We start from the raw sequence: 16649 nt of genomic DNA on the forward strand, positions 1-16649 counted from the left end.
CGTGGCGGAGGGCTCTGGCACATGCACAGGTTCAAACGCCAGGCGCTTTTAGGAGGTACATATGAGAATGTTCGGCAGACTGCTGCTGTTGTTCCTGCTGGTTGCAGGAATGGCCCAGGCGCAGCTCACCACGGCGACGATCGTCGGCAATATCCAGGACACATCCGGTGCGGTTATCCCGGGCGCCCAGGTCACAGCGACCAACCAGGAAACACAGTTCACCCGGCGAGTCACATCCGGCTCCGACGGAGCCTACCGTCTGGACTTCCTTCCGGTCGGCACCTATTCCCTCAAGATTGAGGCTGCCGGTTTCCAGAGCAAGCAGCAGCAAGGGATCGTGCTGACGCTGAATGCAGAGGTCCATTTCGATGCCAGCCTGAATATCGGCGAGGCGACACAGACCGTTGACGTCTCGTCCAACGAGCTTCCGCTGGTTGAGACCTCGAACGCAACCCTGGGCCGTACGGTCACCAACCAGGAAGTCGATAACCTGCCGATCGTTAACCGTAACGTCTACGACCTGCTCACCCTCACCCCGGGCGTCCAGGCGAACTCCAACGTCAATACCCTGGGTTATCCGCAGCAGGTGGTCTACATGAACGGCGGAACCGATAACTTTGTCGGCTCTGTCAGCTACTACCTCGATGGCGGACTGAACATGACCTTCATCCGCAACACCGGTAACGTGCTGCCCAACCCGGATGCGCTACGCGAGTTCAACGTCCAGACCAACAACTACAACGCCCTTTACGGCCGTATGTCTTCCGGCCTGGTCAACGTTGTCACGAAGAGCGGCACCAACAAGATCCACGGATCGATCTTCGAGTTCCATCGCGAGACCAACTTCGCGGCGGCTCCGGCCTTCAGTGCCCCCGGTCCGAAAGCTCCGCTGCATCGGAACCAGTTCGGAGCAACGCTGGGTGGTCCTATCTGGAAGGACAAAACCTTCTTCTTCGGCTCCTACGCCGGTCTGCGCCAGATCACATCGAGCACTTACAACAGCGCTCTGGTTCCGACTGCTGCCCAGCGCGCCGGTGACTTCAGCGCCAACCTGCCTGCAAGTGGAACACCGACGAGCTGCCCCAGCAACACGTCGAGCGTCGTCTTTGTCGTTTGCGACCCGGTCACCCGCACACCCCGCCCAGGCAACAAGCTGGCAGCCAGCCAACTTGATCCCACAGTACAGCGCCTTCTCGCCCGTATTCCCCTTCCCAATGCGACTGGTATCGACACCGCCTCCGGCCGTACGACCTATCGCTGGCAGGGCATCATTCCCAGCACGCTGAATACGGACGAGTTTCTCATCAAGGTCGACCACCAGATTGGCACTCATCGCCTGCAGGGGATGTACTTCAACACGGCCGGCAATCAGCAGCAGAGCCCGGGCGGTAACATTGACTGGTCACGCCAGAACTTCGTCTATCGCCAGCAGAACGGCAACCTCTCCGATACCTGGACACCGTCGGCGAATGTCGTCAACCAGATCTGGCTGAACTACACCCGCATGATCGGTGGCCGTATCAATACGCCGCAACTGTCGTTGGCTGACTTCGGCTCCAGCTTCGGTATTCAGGGCGCGTCCATGCTGCCACAGCTTACCGTCAGCGGATACTTCACCGCTGCTCAGGCCATCAGCGGTCCTGTTACCGGAACCAACTTCTACTCGCTGCGTGATGTTGTCAGCGTCACACGCGGCAAACACACCTTCTCGTTCGGCGCCGAGACCTCGTTGAACAAGGATCTGCAGTACACCTACCTGAACAACTACGGTGTATTCGCCTTCCAGCGTACGAACGCACGCACCAATGCGGAGATCTCTGACTTCATCGCCGGTCTTCCGGCCACGATGAATCAGGACTCCCCTGTTCAGGCGGCTGATAACTCATGGTTCAGCGGCATCTTCGCTCAGGACGACTACCGCCTCTTCCGCAACCTTACCCTCAACCTGGGTCTTCGTTGGGATGTGCAGACATCGCCGACCGATCCGAAGGACCGTCAGTCAACCTTCATCGCCGGACAGAAATCGACGGTGTATCCCACGGCTCCGACCGGTCTGCTGGTCGTTGGCGATAAGGGAGTCGATCGCGGCATCGTTGCGACCCGCTGGCATCATGTCTCGCCTCGCGTAGGCTTTGCCTGGGATCCATTCGGCAACGGCCGTACGGCGGTTCGCGGAGCCTTCGGCCTATTCTTCGGCTCTGTCTCCGGTAATGAATGGAATGGCGTCTCCAACTTCCAGCCCTTCGCTGTCCGCAATCGCTATAGCTTCATCAAGTCGATGACGGACATCTATGGCGATCCGCGCTCTTTTCCGAATGGCAATCCATATCCCTATGTCTATGATCCGAAGAACCCGCGTCCGTTCATCACTCCGGCACAGGTTCAGGGTATCGATCCGGATTACCAGTGGCCGTACGTCTATCAGACCAACTTCTCCGTCCAGCAGCAGGTGACGAACTCGATCGCTGTCTCCGTCAGCTATGTCGGTTCATTCAGCCATGATGTTCCCTTTGCTCCGGATATCAACTACCCGCTCTATGCCAATGTCACGAATCCAGTGAATGGCGTGACGGCGAGCACCACCAACAACTATGATTCCCGGCGTCCCATTCAGGGAGGTCTCGGCATCATTAACCTCATCCAGTCCAAGCAGCGGGCCAACTATCACGGTCTGCAGATCACGGGCGAGAAGCGTCTGAGCCATCAGTTCTCGGTCAAGGCCTTCTATACCTGGTCGAAGACGCTGTCGAGCGCCTCGGTGAATAACAGCGGCGCTGTCATCGGCACCGCACAGGACTTCAACCGTATGCAGGATGAGTACGGCAGCAGCGATACCGATCTGCGTCACCAGGCGAATATCGCCGCAATCTGGAAGCCCGCCTTCCTCACCAGCTCGCCGCGCTATGTGCGTGAGGTGGTGAACGGCTGGACGATCTCCGGCATTGCACAACTCAACGCGGGCACACCGTTCAGCGTGACCACCGGAGTGGATAACAACTTCGACGGCTACACCTCTGATCGCGCTAACCTCTCGGGCAAAGCCGATGTGGGTATCACCAGCGGACGCTCGCGGGCCGACAAGACCAACGCATACTTCAACCCCGCTGCTTTCTGCTCCTATACCGGCAGCACGGCTACTTGCCCCGCGGGCGTCGGACCTGCTGGACTGGACGGCACAACCCGCCGCAACAACTTCTTCGGCCCTGGCAACCGTGTCATCAACGCCGCGCTCTTCCGCGATTTCGGCGTCTATGAGGCGGTGAAGTTCCAGCTTCGTGCCGAGGTCAACAATGTCTTCAACCTCGTCAATCTTGGCAATCCGACGACCTCGCTCAACTCCGGCAATTTCGGTAAGATCACCGGGGCTTACGGCGTACCTCGCCAGATTCAGATTGGCGGACGAATCCTCTTCTAACCACAGGGAGCAATTACGTGCGAGACGCAATCATGGAAGTGTCCCGCCGTGCCTTCTGCACCGGCGCTACGGCGGCGGCTCTATTTGAGCTGCCGCCGGCCCGGCTTTGGGCACAGCATCACGCTGCCGGCTACGATCTGGTGGCCAGCACCGACCGTCAGCGCATTATGACGGCCGCCCGCAACTACCTTGCTCTGAAACCCGCAACCATTACATCCTTCCCTTCGGACAGAAGCCCGGGCGGACCGCACGACTTCTTCTCGGAAGCTGATTATTTCTGGCCCAACCCGGCCGATCCGAATGGGCCGTACATCAATCGTGACGGCCAGAGCAATCCGAATAACTTCAACGACCATCGCAAAGCGATGATCGCGCTCTCGATTCAGGTGCCCGCGCTCACGGCAGCGTGGCTGCTCACGCGCGATCGCCGTTATGCCGATCATGCCGCGGCTCACCTGCGCGCCTGGTTCATCACACCTGAGACGCGCATGAATACCAACCTCGAATACTCGCAGGGCGTCCACGGCGTGACCACCGGCCGCAACTTCGGCATCATCGATACACTGCACCTGGTTGAGGTGGCCCGGGCCGCATCACATATTGCTCCGGCGGTGATGAGCACAGCCGATCAGCAGGCGCTGCACGCGTGGTTCCGCGATTATCTGCGCTGGCTGAAGACGAGTGAAAAAGGAATCGCCGAAAAGAAGACGTTGAACAATCACGCTGTCTGCTGGGCGCTGCAGGCTGCGGAGTTCGCTCGCCTGATCGGCGATCAGCAGACCCGCCAGGAAGTCGCTGAGCAGTACAAGACGGTCTTCATGCCTGATCAACTCGGCACGAATGGCAGCTTTCCGAAGGAGCTGGCGCGTACCAAGCCATACAGCTACTCCATCTTCAACTTCGATGTGGCTGCGATGCTTTGCCAGTCGTTGCGTGATAGCAGCGAAAATCTCTACGAGTTCAAGCTGGCAGACGGCCGGGGAATCTGCAAGGCAGCGGAGTTTCTTTATCCCTATCTGAAGGACAAGTCTTCATGGCCTTACAAGAAGGACGTCGAGCACTTCGATTCTCTTCCTGTGCGCTCCCCGGGCTTGCTCTTCACAGGGCTCGAATGCAATCAGCCCCAGTACATCGCTCTCTGGAAGACTCTGAATCCTGACCCATCTGACGCCGAGATCATCCGCAACTATCCCGTACGGCAGCCGCTGCTCTGGTTTCCGTCGCAACAGCGTAAAAAAGCCTGACACGGCACAAAAGAACGAATGACAATTACGCGACGCTCCTTTCTCACAGGCGCTGCCTGCCTCGGAGTCATGAAGACTCCTCTGCTGGCCTCTGCTTTGCAGGCCCCCCATACACAACAAACAACTGCCCAGCGTTTAACCGACGGCTGGGAGTTCTATCGCGGTCCGCTCGATCCGAAGTTTCAGGTGTGGCACAGCGAGGAGCTGGTTAGCTGGCAGAAGGTTGTGCTTCCCCATTGCTTCAATGCCTATGACGGCTGCGACCCGGATACGCCCGCTTATCGCGGACAGGGCTGGTATCGCAGAAAGCTCGCCGTAGATAACCCTTATCCCCAAGGGCGAACGCTTCTGCATATTGAAGGCGCCGGTCAAAGCTCCGCGATCTACATCGGTACGGAGCGTGTCGGCGAACACGTCGGTGGCTATGACGAGTTCATGGTCGATATCACGGACGCATGTTCCCGCCAGAAAGACAGGAATGCGGTTCAGCTCGCAATCCTTTGCGATAACGGACGCGATCTCGACCGGATGCCGTCTGACCTGAGCGATTTCACACTCTATGGCGGTCTCTATCGCGATATCTCACTCGTCTACGTGCCGGCAGTCTCATTGGAAGCTGTCCATACCGCCGTTGCATTCGAGCCTGGCAAAGCAGCGCATGTCTCGGTTACGGCCCGCTTGTATGCACCGCAGCCGATCTCCGGTCCGTTTGATATCAGTCTCGCCGTCGTCGATCCTGCCGGTAAGACCGTGCATCGGCAATCTCTGCAACGCGCTGTCTGGGCCGGCGAGACTGAGCTGGCTTCTTTCGATCTGTCGTCCCCACAAACCTGGGCACCGATCACACCTCGCCTCTACCGTTGTGACATTACGCTGCAGTCTCCTTCTGGAACGGCATCCGCTTCGCATCGCTTTGGCGTCCGTCATACTCGCTTCGAGGAACACGGTCCCTTCTATCTCAACGGCGAACGTCTGCTGTTGCGTGGAACGCAGCGACACGAAGACCACGCCGGCTATGCTGCGGCAACCCCGGAGTCCGTCCTAAGTAAAGAGTTCGAGCTGATCAAAGGAATGGGCGCAAACTTCATCCGGCTGGCGCATTACCAGCAGTCGCGGCTTGTTCTCGATCTCTGCGACGAGCTCGGCATCCTGGTGTGGGAAGAGGTTCCATGGTGCCGCAGCGGCATCACCAGTCCTCTATTCCGTCAGCGCGGCCTCGACCTGATGCGGATCATGATCGATCAACATCGCAACCATCCCTCTGTCTTGCTGTGGGGATTAGGCAATGAAGATGACTGGCCGAGTGAGCCGGGAGGAGAAGACCACACCCAGATACGCGCGTATATGACCGAGCTTCGTGACCTCGCGCACAAACAGGATCCCTCACGTCTTACGTCCTTCCGGCGCTGTGATTTCGCAAAGGACATTCCCGATGTCTACTCGCCCTCGATCTGGGCCGGATGGTACAGCGGCAGCTATGTCGAGTATCGCGATGCGCTGGAAAAGGCGCGGACAGCGACCCCCTTCTTTTTCCACGCCGAGTGGGGAGCGGACAGCCATGCAGGCCGTCATGCGGAAGATCCCGATCCCATGCTGGCGCACATCCTTACCGGCCGCGGCACCGCTGAGAAGGGCTTCGATTACAAGCTCACCGGAGGCGCGCCACGCATGTCACGCGATGGCGAGTGGAGTGAGACCTACGCCTGCGATCTCTTCGACTGGTACTTGCAGACGCAGGAGTCGCTACCCTGGCTTACCGGCACTGCGCAGTGGGTCTTCAAGGACTTCACCACGCCCCTGCGTGTCGATAACCCAGTTCCTCGTGTCAATCAGAAGGGCGTCACTACACGCGACCTCACACCCAAGGAAGGCTATTACGTCTTCCAGTCCTACTGGACCAAAGAGCCGATGGTCCGCATCTACGGACACAACTGGCCGATTCGCTGGGGCAAAGTTGGACAACAACGCATGGTCCGGATCTACTCCAACTGTGCCGAGGTTGAGCTTTGGCTTAACGGCAAGTCCGTCGGTGTGAAGAAACGGACCGCGGGAGATTTTCCCTGCAGCGGTCTTCGCTGGGATCTCGCCTTCCGGGAGGGAGAGAATGAGCTTCGTGCCGTTGCGAAGAGCGGCTCCTCAACGGTGAGCGATGCCATCCGCTTCCAGTATCAAACAGTGGCATGGTCAAAGCCAGCAAAGCTGGCGCTGCGAATCGTACAAAGCACACCCGACCGCGCGACCGTCGAGGCCCGCATGCTGGACACAACCGGGGTTCCCTGCCTTGACTCTCGTGCCGTTGTTCGTTTTTCGCTTGCCGGGAATGGTGCTCTGATTGATAACCTTGGAACGCCCAATGGATCGCGTGTCGTGCAGCTTTATAACGGCCGCGCAGAGATCAGTCTGCGGCGTACCGGTCCGGTCGTCGCCTCAGTTCATGCCGAAGGTATTGAATCCGCATTCCTCACACTGGAGAACACACATTGATGCATCTCAATAAAACCGCTGCGGCACTGCTCGCAGCCCCAATGCTTGCAGCGACGTTGTGCACTTCGGTGGCGGCGCAGGAGAAGCCCATGACCGGCCCTGCGATCTCCGCCGCTGCAGGCGATACGATTCCCGATGCCGGGCCTCTGGCAACGGATCTTTCCGGCGCCGTGACGCGGCCTGCGATTCAGAAGGCGATGCGCAAGGTTGCTGACTGGCAGCTCTCATACTCCGAGAACAAGTACAACCAGGACTGGACCTATGGCCCGCTCTATCTTGGTCTGCTTGCGACCACCGACATCACCGGTGATGCCAAATATCACGACCGCCTGGTAACGCTCTTCAATCAGTTTCAGTGGAAGCTCTGGGCCAATCGCCAGTTCCATGCTGACGATGAAGTGATCGCGCAATCCTACGAGCTGCTCTATCAGGAGCACGCCGACCCGAAGCGTATTGCCGATGCACGCGCCACCTTCGATCGCCTGCTGCAGCGTCCGGCCGATCCGGCAAAGGACCTCTGGTGGTGGTGTGACGCTCTCTTCATGGCGCCTCCTGCACTGGCCCGCATGTCTGCCATCACCGGAGACCATCGCTACATCGATAAGATGAACCAGGAGTGGAAGCTCACCGAAGAGCACCTCTACGATCGCGAGGAACGTCTCTTCTTCCGCGACGGCACCTTCCTGAACAAGAAGGAAGCGAACGGCAAGAAGCTCTTCTGGAGCCGCGGGAATGGATGGGTACTCGCAGGTACCGCCAATGTCCTGAAGGCGCTACCGAAGAATGATCCTTCCCGCGCGCAGTACGTGAAGCTCTTCCAGGAGATGTCGGAACGAATTGCCGGCCTGCAGCAGCCCAGTGGCTTGTGGCGTACGGGTCTGCTGGACCAAACCGCGTATGAGCAGGACGAGATCTCAGGCTCCGGCTTCTTCACCTACGCCATGACCTGGGGCATCAACGAAGGTCTGCTGCCTCGCGCCAAATATGGTCCTGTGGTCGAGCGCGCATGGGCCGCGATGGTGAAGCACATCTTTGAGAGCGGCCGGCTGGGCGCCATTCAGCCCATCGGTGCGGCTCCCGGACAGTTCACCGCCACCTCCAGCTATGTGTACGGTGTGGGCGCCTTCCTCCTCGCCGGCTCGGAGCTGGTGCGGTATGCACCGGCAGCCAAGACCCACGCTACGCTCCAGATCAATAACCCGACCAGCGACTCTCGTCGGGATGAAGTGCTTGACCTTCCGCTTACGGAGGTCAAGCGCCATATCGCGATCGATCCGGCGAAGCTCGTCGCGCGTGACCGTCTCACCGGCAAGCGCCTTCTCACTCAGATTTATGCCTCCCTGCCTGGTGGCACACCCGATCGCTTTCTGATCCTCGACGACGTCGTTCCCGGAGCCGCCACCAGCATCGATCTCGCCACAGAAGAAGATGCCCCTGCAATGGCCTCCAGGGTGACGGCTCGCGACGTTCCCGAGCGTATGGATGACTTCGTATGGGAGAACAACCTGGTTGCTCATCGCGTCTACGGCCCTGCTCTGCAGGCGACGGGAGAGATCACGTCAGGCATCGATGTCTGGTCCAAGCGTGTACCGAACTTCGTCAGCACCGCATGGTATGCCCGCGATAAGGAAGCCCAGCGCACGCACAACTCTGCCCTGTCCTATCACCATGACAACGGCGATGGTCTCGACTCCTATGAAGTTGGCCCCTCACGCGGTTGCGGTGGGACTGGTATCTGGGTTGATGGCAAGCTGGCAAACTCGAAGAACTTTACTCATTCGAAGATCCTGGCCACGGGCCCCATTCGTGTCGACTTCATTCTTGAATACGCTCCGTGGCAGGCAGGTACTAAGACCGTAAGCGAGAGCAAGCGGGTTACGCTCGACGCCGGCACGCGCCTGAACCATATGCGGTCGACCTTCACCTTCGACGGCGGTGGAACCATTACTGCTGCCGCAGGTCTGGGCACGCACAAAGATACCGAGATCAAACAGCTTCCTGAAATCTCGGCACTCTCTGCATGGGACACGCCACAGACCGCATCAGCTGGGCGCTTTGCTACCGGCATTGTTCTCTCGGGCAAGCAGCCCTATCGCTACGAGAATGTGCCTATGCAGGGCAAAACACCCGGTGATGCGCTTTTGCTCTTTACCGCGCGTTCCGGCGTTGCGATCGACTACTACGCGGGCTCCGGCTGGTCACAGGATGACATGCCTGACTTCGCGACCTGGAACAGCTATCTCGCAAGCCAATCCAAGCGGCTGCACGCTCCTGTAAAGGTAAGCTGGCTGGCGCGCTAAGCTCCGCAAGCAATAAGAAAACGGCCCGCGAGATAGTCGCGGGCCGTTTCTATTTACGCTGTTCGAAGAAGCCACACACTGCTTAGATGTGCGGCTCCCATCCCTTCTCGTACTCGCGTTTCCGCATCTTCGTCGCTTCAGCATCACCGACGAACGCGCCCGTCTTCGTATCGAGCTTCAGCTCACGGTTGAGCTCCCACGCGATGTTCGACATCAGCAGAATCGCGACCGAGGTGCTGGCATCCCAGATCGGCGAATTCAGCTTGGCTCCGGTACGGATACCGTCGATGAGGTTGGCAAAGTGCAGGTCCGTCATTGAGTCGCGCCCGACCAGGTCGGCACTCGACGTCTTCTTGTCCTTGGGGATCTTGTACTCATTCACAAGCTTGCCCTTCAGATCATGCACCTCATAACCATCGCGGTCCAGGATAACCGTCCCTTCCGTCCCGTGGATGGCGGAGCCACGGTCGCGATTATAGAGAGGCATGCCGTTCGTACTCATGTTCTCCCAGGAGATCATCTTGTCGTCGTACTCGAAGCTGGTCACCAGGGTGTCGTAGAACTGCCAGTCGTCCTTGAAGTGATAGCGTCCACCGGATGCAGTGATGCGCTCCGGCCAGACGGTCTGCAGCGCCCAGCGGCAGACATCCACTTCGTGCGTACCGTTATTCAGGGTTTCGCCGGTGCCATAGATACGCAGCCAGTGCCAGTTGTAAGGGTGAACGTTGTCCTTATACTGCTGGCGCGGAGCCGGTCCCTGCCACAGATCCCAATCCAGGGTCGCCGGTACCGGAACTACCTTGCCTGTTCCCATCGACTTACGTGTATTGCAGTACCAGGCCTTAGCGTAATACGCGCGTCCAATCAGGCCATTGTGAATCTTGTCGATGATCTCGATCGAGTGCGGCGAGGAACGCTGCTGATTGCCCATCTGCACCTGCTTGCCCATCTTTTTCTGGGCGGCAACCAGGAGTTCGACCTCGTGCGGATTGTGGCTACAGGGTTTTTCGACGTAGACGTGCTTGTCGGCCTGCATGCCCAGGATGGCAATCGGTGTGTGCCAGTGGTCTGGAGTTGCGATGGTGATCGCATCGACATCTTTCGATTCCAGCAGTTTGCGGAAGTCCTTATCTGCCTTAGGAGCCGTTCCCATCGACTTCTCGGTCTCTCCGGCGAATTTCTGCAGAATCACCGAGTCCACATCGGCCACGTGAGTAATGGCCGCGTTTGCTTTGTTGGTGGTCAGCGCCGACAAGTGGGCATAGGCACGGCTGTTCAGACCGATCACACCAAAGTTCACCCGTTCGTTCGCGCCGATTACGCGAGCATAGCTTTTTGCTGTTGAGCTCACCGCAACACCTGCGGCGGCTGTAGTAACTAACTTCGAAAATTCACGACGTGTCAGCATCTCTTTTCCCTCGCGCTAAGCGCTGTATCCCATCTCGCCCAGCGTCTTACGCATAAACGCAAAGCTCTTCAGTACACCCGGAAGCGGATTGTCGCCGTTGATCTCATACTCCAGATCCACATCGCCTTGGTACTTCATCGCAATCAGGGTCTCGAAGATCTTACGCACGGGCATCACGCCATCGCCTACATCACACTGGCTCTCCTTCTTCTTGCCATCGGCCAGATCCTTCATATGAATGTCGAGGAGTCTCGGACCGACCTCGCGCAGGGTCGCAGGAATATCGTCACCGGCGCGCATAGCGTGACCGACGTCGACACAGCAGCCGACACGCTTGTCCATCTTTCCGATCAGCTTCAGGATGTCGTGCGGCGACGGCCACTCCTTATCCTCAGGGCCATGATTGTGAATGGCGAGGCTGATGTCGTACTTCTTTACAAAGCTCTCGACGCGCTCCAGAGCAGCATGCGACGGCGAACCGATAATGAGCTTGATGCCGGCGGACTTTACATACTCAAACTTCTGCCGGATATCTTCGTCTTCATCCTTTGGGAAGTAGATCGTGCCGGCACCCGTAAGCTTGAGGCCTGCCGCACGATATGCCTCCGCCTGTTTGGCAGCGGCGCCTTCCGGCGTCATGGGAAGGTGAACGTCCTTCAGGTTCAGATACGGCGTCTTGATCTGCTTCATGAAGCCGATCAACTCTTCCGGCTTGAACTTGCGGAAGGTATAGCTTGCAATTCCCAGCTTCAGAGGGGCGGGGCCCTTTGCCATCGCCATCCGCGGAGCCATCAAACCCGCGGCGGCCAAACTGCCCATCTTCAAAACATCGCGACGTGTCGACTTCATTCTTGTCCTTATCTCCTTAGGTCAGCTTGACCCATTTGGCCTGCATCTGCGCCTTGATCACGAGTTCAGCCGCCAGCAGCGCCTGTTCCTGGTCTTGCGCGATATGCGTACGATTGATGATGTCTTCCACAAACTGGGGACCAAACGGCAGCGATACCTGATTGCAATCGATATAGCGCTGCTGTTGTCCATCCACCAGAAACAGGTTATTGCCGGTCTTATTAACGCCGACGTTGGTGTACTTACGCACCTCAATGTAGCCCTTGGTTCCCAGAAGGAACAAGCGGCCATCGCCCCAGGTGCCAAGGCCGTCCGGCGTAAACCAATCGAGACGCACGTAGCCCAAGCCCTTGTTGCCGCGAAGCACCATGTCGCCGAAGTCCTGGAATTTCGGGTGCTCCGGATGCGCGATGTTGGCAATCTGCGACTCCACAATCTCCGCGCTGGTGCTGCCGGTGTAGTACAGGAACTGGTCAACCTGGTGCGAGCCAATATCGCACAGAATGCCGCCGTACTGCTCCGGAACCCAGAACCAGTCAGGACGCGGATCGGCACCACCATTGGCGCCGCCACCGCCCTGCACGATCTGATGGGGAGCGATATTGATCGTCTGAATCACCTGGCCGATGGCTCCCTGCCGTACCAATTCTCCAGCTTTGATTGCCGCCTTCACCTCCAGCAGCTCGCTGTACATGATGGCGTAGATCCGCTTGGTTTCCTTGACCGTCTGACGGACGGCCGCAAGCTGCTCCAGCGTCGTAATGCCGGGCTTATCGGAGAGGAAGTCCTTGCCGGCCTTCATCGCACGGACACCCAGCGGAGCACGCTCGCTCGCAATGGCGGAGCTCAGCACCAGTTGGATGGAGGGATCGTGCAGGATCGCATCTTCCGACTCCACCTGCTTCGCATCCGGATACTGCTTCTTGAAGCGCGCAACTTTATTGGGCTCCGCTCCATAAAACGCTACGAGCTTGCCTCCGCCGCGGATGATGGCGTTCGTCATGCCATAGATGTGGTCGTGGCTCATACCGCATACAGCAAAGTTGATCGAGTGCTTCGGAGCCTCGTTTTCCCAGGCAGCCGGAGCGGCCACCTCGTGCAGTACCGGCCCGGCTCCGACGGGCTGTGCCAGTCCCATCTCCGCGAAGCCGCCCATCATACCCATGGCGCCCGCGGTGCGAAAGAAATCCCTGCGATTGAATCCGTTCATCGGAAAAACATCTCCATTTATGGCGTTTCAGTATTGATCTTGATTGGTCTCTGGAAGAAGAAATCGGGTCGGCGGAATTGTAGCAAGTCGCAACAATCTCTGGCCCGCAGAAAATGGCCGCAGGCCAACTCCCCCTTACAGGAGAAGACGCGCGAAAGTGTATTCCGGTTGAATTGATTTTTATATAAATCAATTCACAAGAAATACCTTCGTTTAAACCCATCAAAACAATTTCAATGAAAAATATTCTTGCAAAGTGTCTTCCATAGATGTTTCTATTCTCCCCGCAAAAAAAACCAACCCATTCGGGGGCACCTGAAGATGAACCTGTACCTCTTTCGGCCAGTTGATATATCAAGGAGATCTCTTCCTATCCGCATGAAAACGAACGCTGTATGGATCACCCTGCTTTTGGCAGTGATGGTGGTCTTCGGCGGGACGCAGGTGACCGCGCAGGACACAACGGCCACCATCCTGGGTTCCGTATCTGACCCATCCGGAGCCGCAGTCGGAAATGCAGACGTCACCGTAACTAACACGCAGACGAACATCGCCGTTGATACCAAAACAACGGAATCCGGGGCTTACACCGTTCCCAACCTCATCCCCGGCACCTACAGCATCACGATCAAGGTGCAAGGCTTTCAAACCGTCAGCATTCCGAACATCACCGTCGCAGCGGGTGATCGCCGGCGCGCCGACGCGGCGCTGGTGGTCGGCGCCGTCAATGAAACAGTGGAGATCACTACGGCCGCGCCGATCCTGCAGACGGACGCGTCCTCGGTTGGAGGCAACGTAACGGAACGCGCTGTACAGGATCTACCTCTGAACGGCCGTAACTTCATCAACCTGGTGCAAGTCATGCCAGGAGCGACCGAGGGCGCACCGAATAGCATCAACAGCGGCAATCGTCCGGATGACCGCCGCCCCTCCTCCTCTATTTCCATCAATGGCCAATCTGAAGTTCTGAACGACCAGCTCGTTGACGGTCTCGACAACAACGAACGTGTCATCGGCACCATCGGCGTGCGCCCGTCGATCGATTCCATCCAGGAAGTACGCATTCTGACCAACAGCTTCTCGTCTGACGGAGGCCGCGCGGGTGGCGGTCTGATCAACGTCATCACCAAGAGCGGCACCAATAACTTTCATGGCTCTTTGTATGAATTCTTCCGCAATGACAAGTTGAACGCGTACGCCTACCAGTTCGGCGCTCATGCTGCAAAGCCACGTTTGCGGCAGAATCAATTCGGCGGCAGCCTTGGTGGACCGATCTTCAAAGACAAAGCCTTCTTCCACGGCGATGCGGAGTTCTTCCGTCTGATCAAGGGTGGCCTGCCAAGCAACCTGACGGTTCCTACCGCATATGAACTCGCGCACCCTGGAGATTTCTCCGACGCCATTCCGGCGTCCGGATGCGCCACCATTGCGGCCTCGGTTGTCGATCCAACGCAGTCGCACACCACCGGATGCGTCTATGATCCAAACCCGGCGTCACCTGGTTATCTTCGTAGTCCTGTCGCCGGCAATATCGTTCCGAGCAGCTATATCGACCCGGTTGGACTCGCTTATTTCAAGCTTTATCCCGCCCCGAACACGGGTAAAAACGGATACGTCGGAACGCGAAACCAGCAGCAGTACTCCACGGTGTACGACGTTCGTGTCGACTATCACTTCGACACCAACAACCAGATCTTTGCCAAGTACATTGTCAACGATATCTTCACGTTCTCTCCTGGAGCTCTGCCGATCTCCAGTGCAAACGGATTCGCCATCGATCCACAAACTGGCAATGGATTCGGGTCTGCTCCACAGATCGCACGCAACACCGCAGTGATCTACACGCATACCTTCACTTCAAACATGCTGATGAATATTGGTGCAGCGTGGACACATATCAACAACGCATCGTATCCGCTGAACTATGGGGTAAACCCGAACACTAAACTCGGCCAACCGAACGTCAATATCAGCCAACTTACCTCAGGCCTCGCGGTTGCGTTGCCTACTGGTTTAACAGGCCTCGGCGGTGGCAGCAACTTCGTGCCACTACAGAACAAGGACAACAGCTATCAGCTCAATGGAAATATCTTCTATAACCGCGGCAACCACAGCTTCCGCATTGGTGCGGCAGGCATTCGCCGTATCGCGCTGAACCTGCAGGACAATCAGGGTGAAGGCAGTTGGACCTTCCGCATGGGGGCTCCAGGCCTGCTGATGGGCATCTTCTCAGCGGCTACCCGCAACAACAACCTGTATCCGCCTACGTACCTGACGTGGGAGCCGAGCGTCTATGTCCAGGATGACTGGCACGTACGTCAGAACCTTACCCTCAACCTCGGCGTTCGTTACGACATCTACACACCTTTCACCGAGAAGAAAAATCACATCTCCAACTTTGATGAGGCGACCGCGACCATCGTGCAGGCCGGCGTCAATGGCGTGAGCAACACGGCGAACGTCAAAACTGACTATTCCAACTTTGCACCTCGCGTGGGCTTTGCGTTGACGGCTTCTCCAAGCCTGGTCATCCGCGGCGGCTTTGGCCTCGCGTTCTTCCCCAGCAACTACATGTCTCCGGTAAACCTGAAGAACCCGCCAAACATCGCGATCTACGGCAACTGCTCGTCAGTTCAGGCCGCGAACGGAACCAGCGGTTGCAATACAGCCTTTACCCGGTTCAATCAAGGCATGCCGTCGCCGAACCAGAACCCGAGCACGGCTCAATCGGCGCTCGTCGGTTCCATTCCTGCAACCGTCGATTACAACTTCCGCTCCGGCTATCTGGAACAGTTCAACCTCACCGCGCAGAAAGACTTCAAAGGCAACACTCTGACTGTCTCCTATGTCGGACAGTTGGGCCGCCATCTTTCCACTGGATTCGACATCAATCGTGCGCCGTTAGGAAATAAGAGCGGCTCACAAACGCTGCGCCGTTATTACTCGGTATTGCCGGGAGTTACGACAATCACCAGAACCTACGCCACTGGTGCTTCGTCGTACCACTCGCTGCAGGCTGTCTTCGAACGCCGCTTCCACAACGGTCTGGGATTCAACGTCAATACGACATGGGCCCATCTGCTCGATAATGCTCCAAATATCAACGGCCAAAGCGGAAACGGCGTAGGCCAGGTATTGGCAACGCAGAAGTTCGATGATTACGGCAATGGCGACCTCGATGTGCGGAACCGTATTGTCGTTACCGGCAACTATGCTCTTCCCTTCGGCAAAGGAGCGCATGGGCTTCGTGGTGCGCTTCTCGGGGGATGGCGCACGAACGTTCTTTATCTCTGGTCAACCGGCATGACGTTCACCGTTCTTAATTCCACCAATGTCAGCGGCACCAGCCCCGGCGGTTCGGCAGACCGCCCGAATGTCAGTGGAGACCCCTTCCAGAACATCACCCCAATCTTTTCGGGAGCGATGCAGTTCTTCCGGGCATCTGCTTTCGTTGCCCAGAATGCCGGTGATCTTGGCAATGAACGCCGTAACCCATATCACGGTCCGCACTTCCGGCACTGGGATATGTCGCTGTTCAAAGAGTTCACGGTCTACCGTGAAACGCATCTGCAGTTCCGCGCGGAAGCATTCAACATCGCCAACCAAGCCAACTTCAGCAACCCTGTTACCGGACTCGGCTCCACAACCACCCTGGGAGCCCTTACTTCAACACTTCCGTCGTACCAGCCGCGTCTGATTCAGTTCGCGGTCAAGTACGAGTTCTAACCACAAACGCCTC

General features: G+C 57.7%; 8 protein-coding genes. 5 read left to right on the forward strand and 3 right to left on the reverse strand.

What is annotated here, in order from left to right:
• Window positions 1-61: 61 nt before the first annotated feature.
• The 4 genes from OHL21_RS16725 to OHL21_RS16740 all read left to right on the forward strand — a co-directional run bounded on the left by OHL21_RS16725 (window position 62) and on the right by OHL21_RS16740 (window position 9443).
• Window positions 62-3415 carry a carboxypeptidase regulatory-like domain-containing protein gene (locus OHL21_RS16725; RefSeq protein WP_263418430.1) on the forward strand — a complete coding sequence of 1118 codons (3354 nt, stop codon included), beginning with the start codon at window positions 62-64 and terminating at the stop codon, window positions 3413-3415.
• 17 nt (window positions 3416-3432) lie between these two features.
• Window positions 3433-4659 carry an alginate lyase family protein gene (locus OHL21_RS16730; RefSeq protein ID WP_263418431.1) on the forward strand — a complete coding sequence of 409 codons (1227 nt, stop codon included), beginning with the start codon at window positions 3433-3435 and terminating at the stop codon, window positions 4657-4659.
• A gap of 69 nt (window positions 4660-4728) precedes the next feature.
• A complete protein-coding gene (locus OHL21_RS16735; RefSeq protein WP_263418432.1) occupies window positions 4729-7143 on the forward strand; it encodes a glycoside hydrolase family 2 TIM barrel-domain containing protein in 2415 nt (804 codons plus the stop codon).
• Window positions 7143-9443, forward strand: coding sequence for a glycoside hydrolase family 88 protein (locus tag OHL21_RS16740; RefSeq protein WP_263418433.1), 2301 nt, complete (start codon window positions 7143-7145; stop codon window positions 9441-9443). Before OHL21_RS16735 ends, OHL21_RS16740 begins: the two co-directional genes overlap by 1 nt.
• A gap of 82 nt (window positions 9444-9525) precedes the next feature.
• On the opposite strand, the gene OHL21_RS16745 is transcribed toward OHL21_RS16740, so the two are convergent.
• Genes OHL21_RS16745 through OHL21_RS16755 form a run of 3 tightly spaced genes read right to left on the reverse strand, consistent with a single transcriptional unit; the run spans window position 9526 to window position 12910 of the window.
• Entirely contained in the window at window positions 9526-10851 is a 1326-nt protein-coding gene (locus OHL21_RS16745; protein ID WP_263418434.1) for a Gfo/Idh/MocA family protein, read from the reverse strand.
• A 15-nt stretch (window positions 10852-10866) separates the two neighbouring features.
• Window positions 10867-11700 carry a sugar phosphate isomerase/epimerase family protein gene (locus tag OHL21_RS16750; RefSeq protein WP_263418435.1) on the reverse strand — a complete coding sequence of 278 codons (834 nt, stop codon included), beginning with the start codon at window positions 11698-11700 and terminating at the stop codon, window positions 10867-10869.
• 16 nt (window positions 11701-11716) lie between these two features.
• On the reverse strand, window positions 11717-12910 hold the full coding sequence (locus OHL21_RS16755; protein WP_263418436.1) for a Gfo/Idh/MocA family protein: 1194 nt from the start codon (window positions 12908-12910) through the stop codon (window positions 11717-11719).
• 378 nt (window positions 12911-13288) lie between these two features.
• Between OHL21_RS16755 and OHL21_RS16760 the strand changes: the two genes are divergently transcribed.
• The gene (locus OHL21_RS16760) at window positions 13289-16636 is read left to right on the forward strand and encodes a TonB-dependent receptor (RefSeq protein WP_263418437.1); all 3348 of its coding nucleotides are present in this window, start codon (window positions 13289-13291) and stop codon (window positions 16634-16636) included.
• The last annotated feature ends 13 nt before the right edge of the window (window positions 16637-16649 follow it).

It is taken from the genome of Terriglobus albidus (assembly GCF_025685425.1).
In the GTDB taxonomy this organism is placed as follows: domain Bacteria; phylum Acidobacteriota; class Terriglobia; order Terriglobales; family Acidobacteriaceae; genus Terriglobus; species Terriglobus albidus.

Excerpts from the sequence above, each read along its gene's own strand:
- OHL21_RS16725 (WP_263418430.1), top strand. The coding sequence starts at position 62 with ATGAGAATGTTCGGCAGACTGCTGCTGTTGTTCCTGCTGGTTGCAGGA.
- OHL21_RS16735 (WP_263418432.1), top strand. The coding sequence starts at position 4,729 with ATGAAGACTCCTCTGCTGGCCTCTGCTTTGCAGGCCCCCCATACACAA.
- OHL21_RS16740 (WP_263418433.1), top strand. The coding sequence starts at position 7,143 with ATGCATCTCAATAAAACCGCTGCGGCACTGCTCGCAGCCCCAATGCTT.
- OHL21_RS16745 (WP_263418434.1), bottom strand. The coding sequence starts at position 10,851 with ATGCTGACACGTCGTGAATTTTCGAAGTTAGTTACTACAGCCGCCGCA.
- OHL21_RS16750 (WP_263418435.1), bottom strand. The coding sequence starts at position 11,700 with ATGAAGTCGACACGTCGCGATGTTTTGAAGATGGGCAGTTTGGCCGCC.
- OHL21_RS16755 (WP_263418436.1), bottom strand. The coding sequence starts at position 12,910 with ATGAACGGATTCAATCGCAGGGATTTCTTTCGCACCGCGGGCGCCATG.
- OHL21_RS16760 (WP_263418437.1), top strand. The coding sequence starts at position 13,289 with ATGAAAACGAACGCTGTATGGATCACCCTGCTTTTGGCAGTGATGGTG.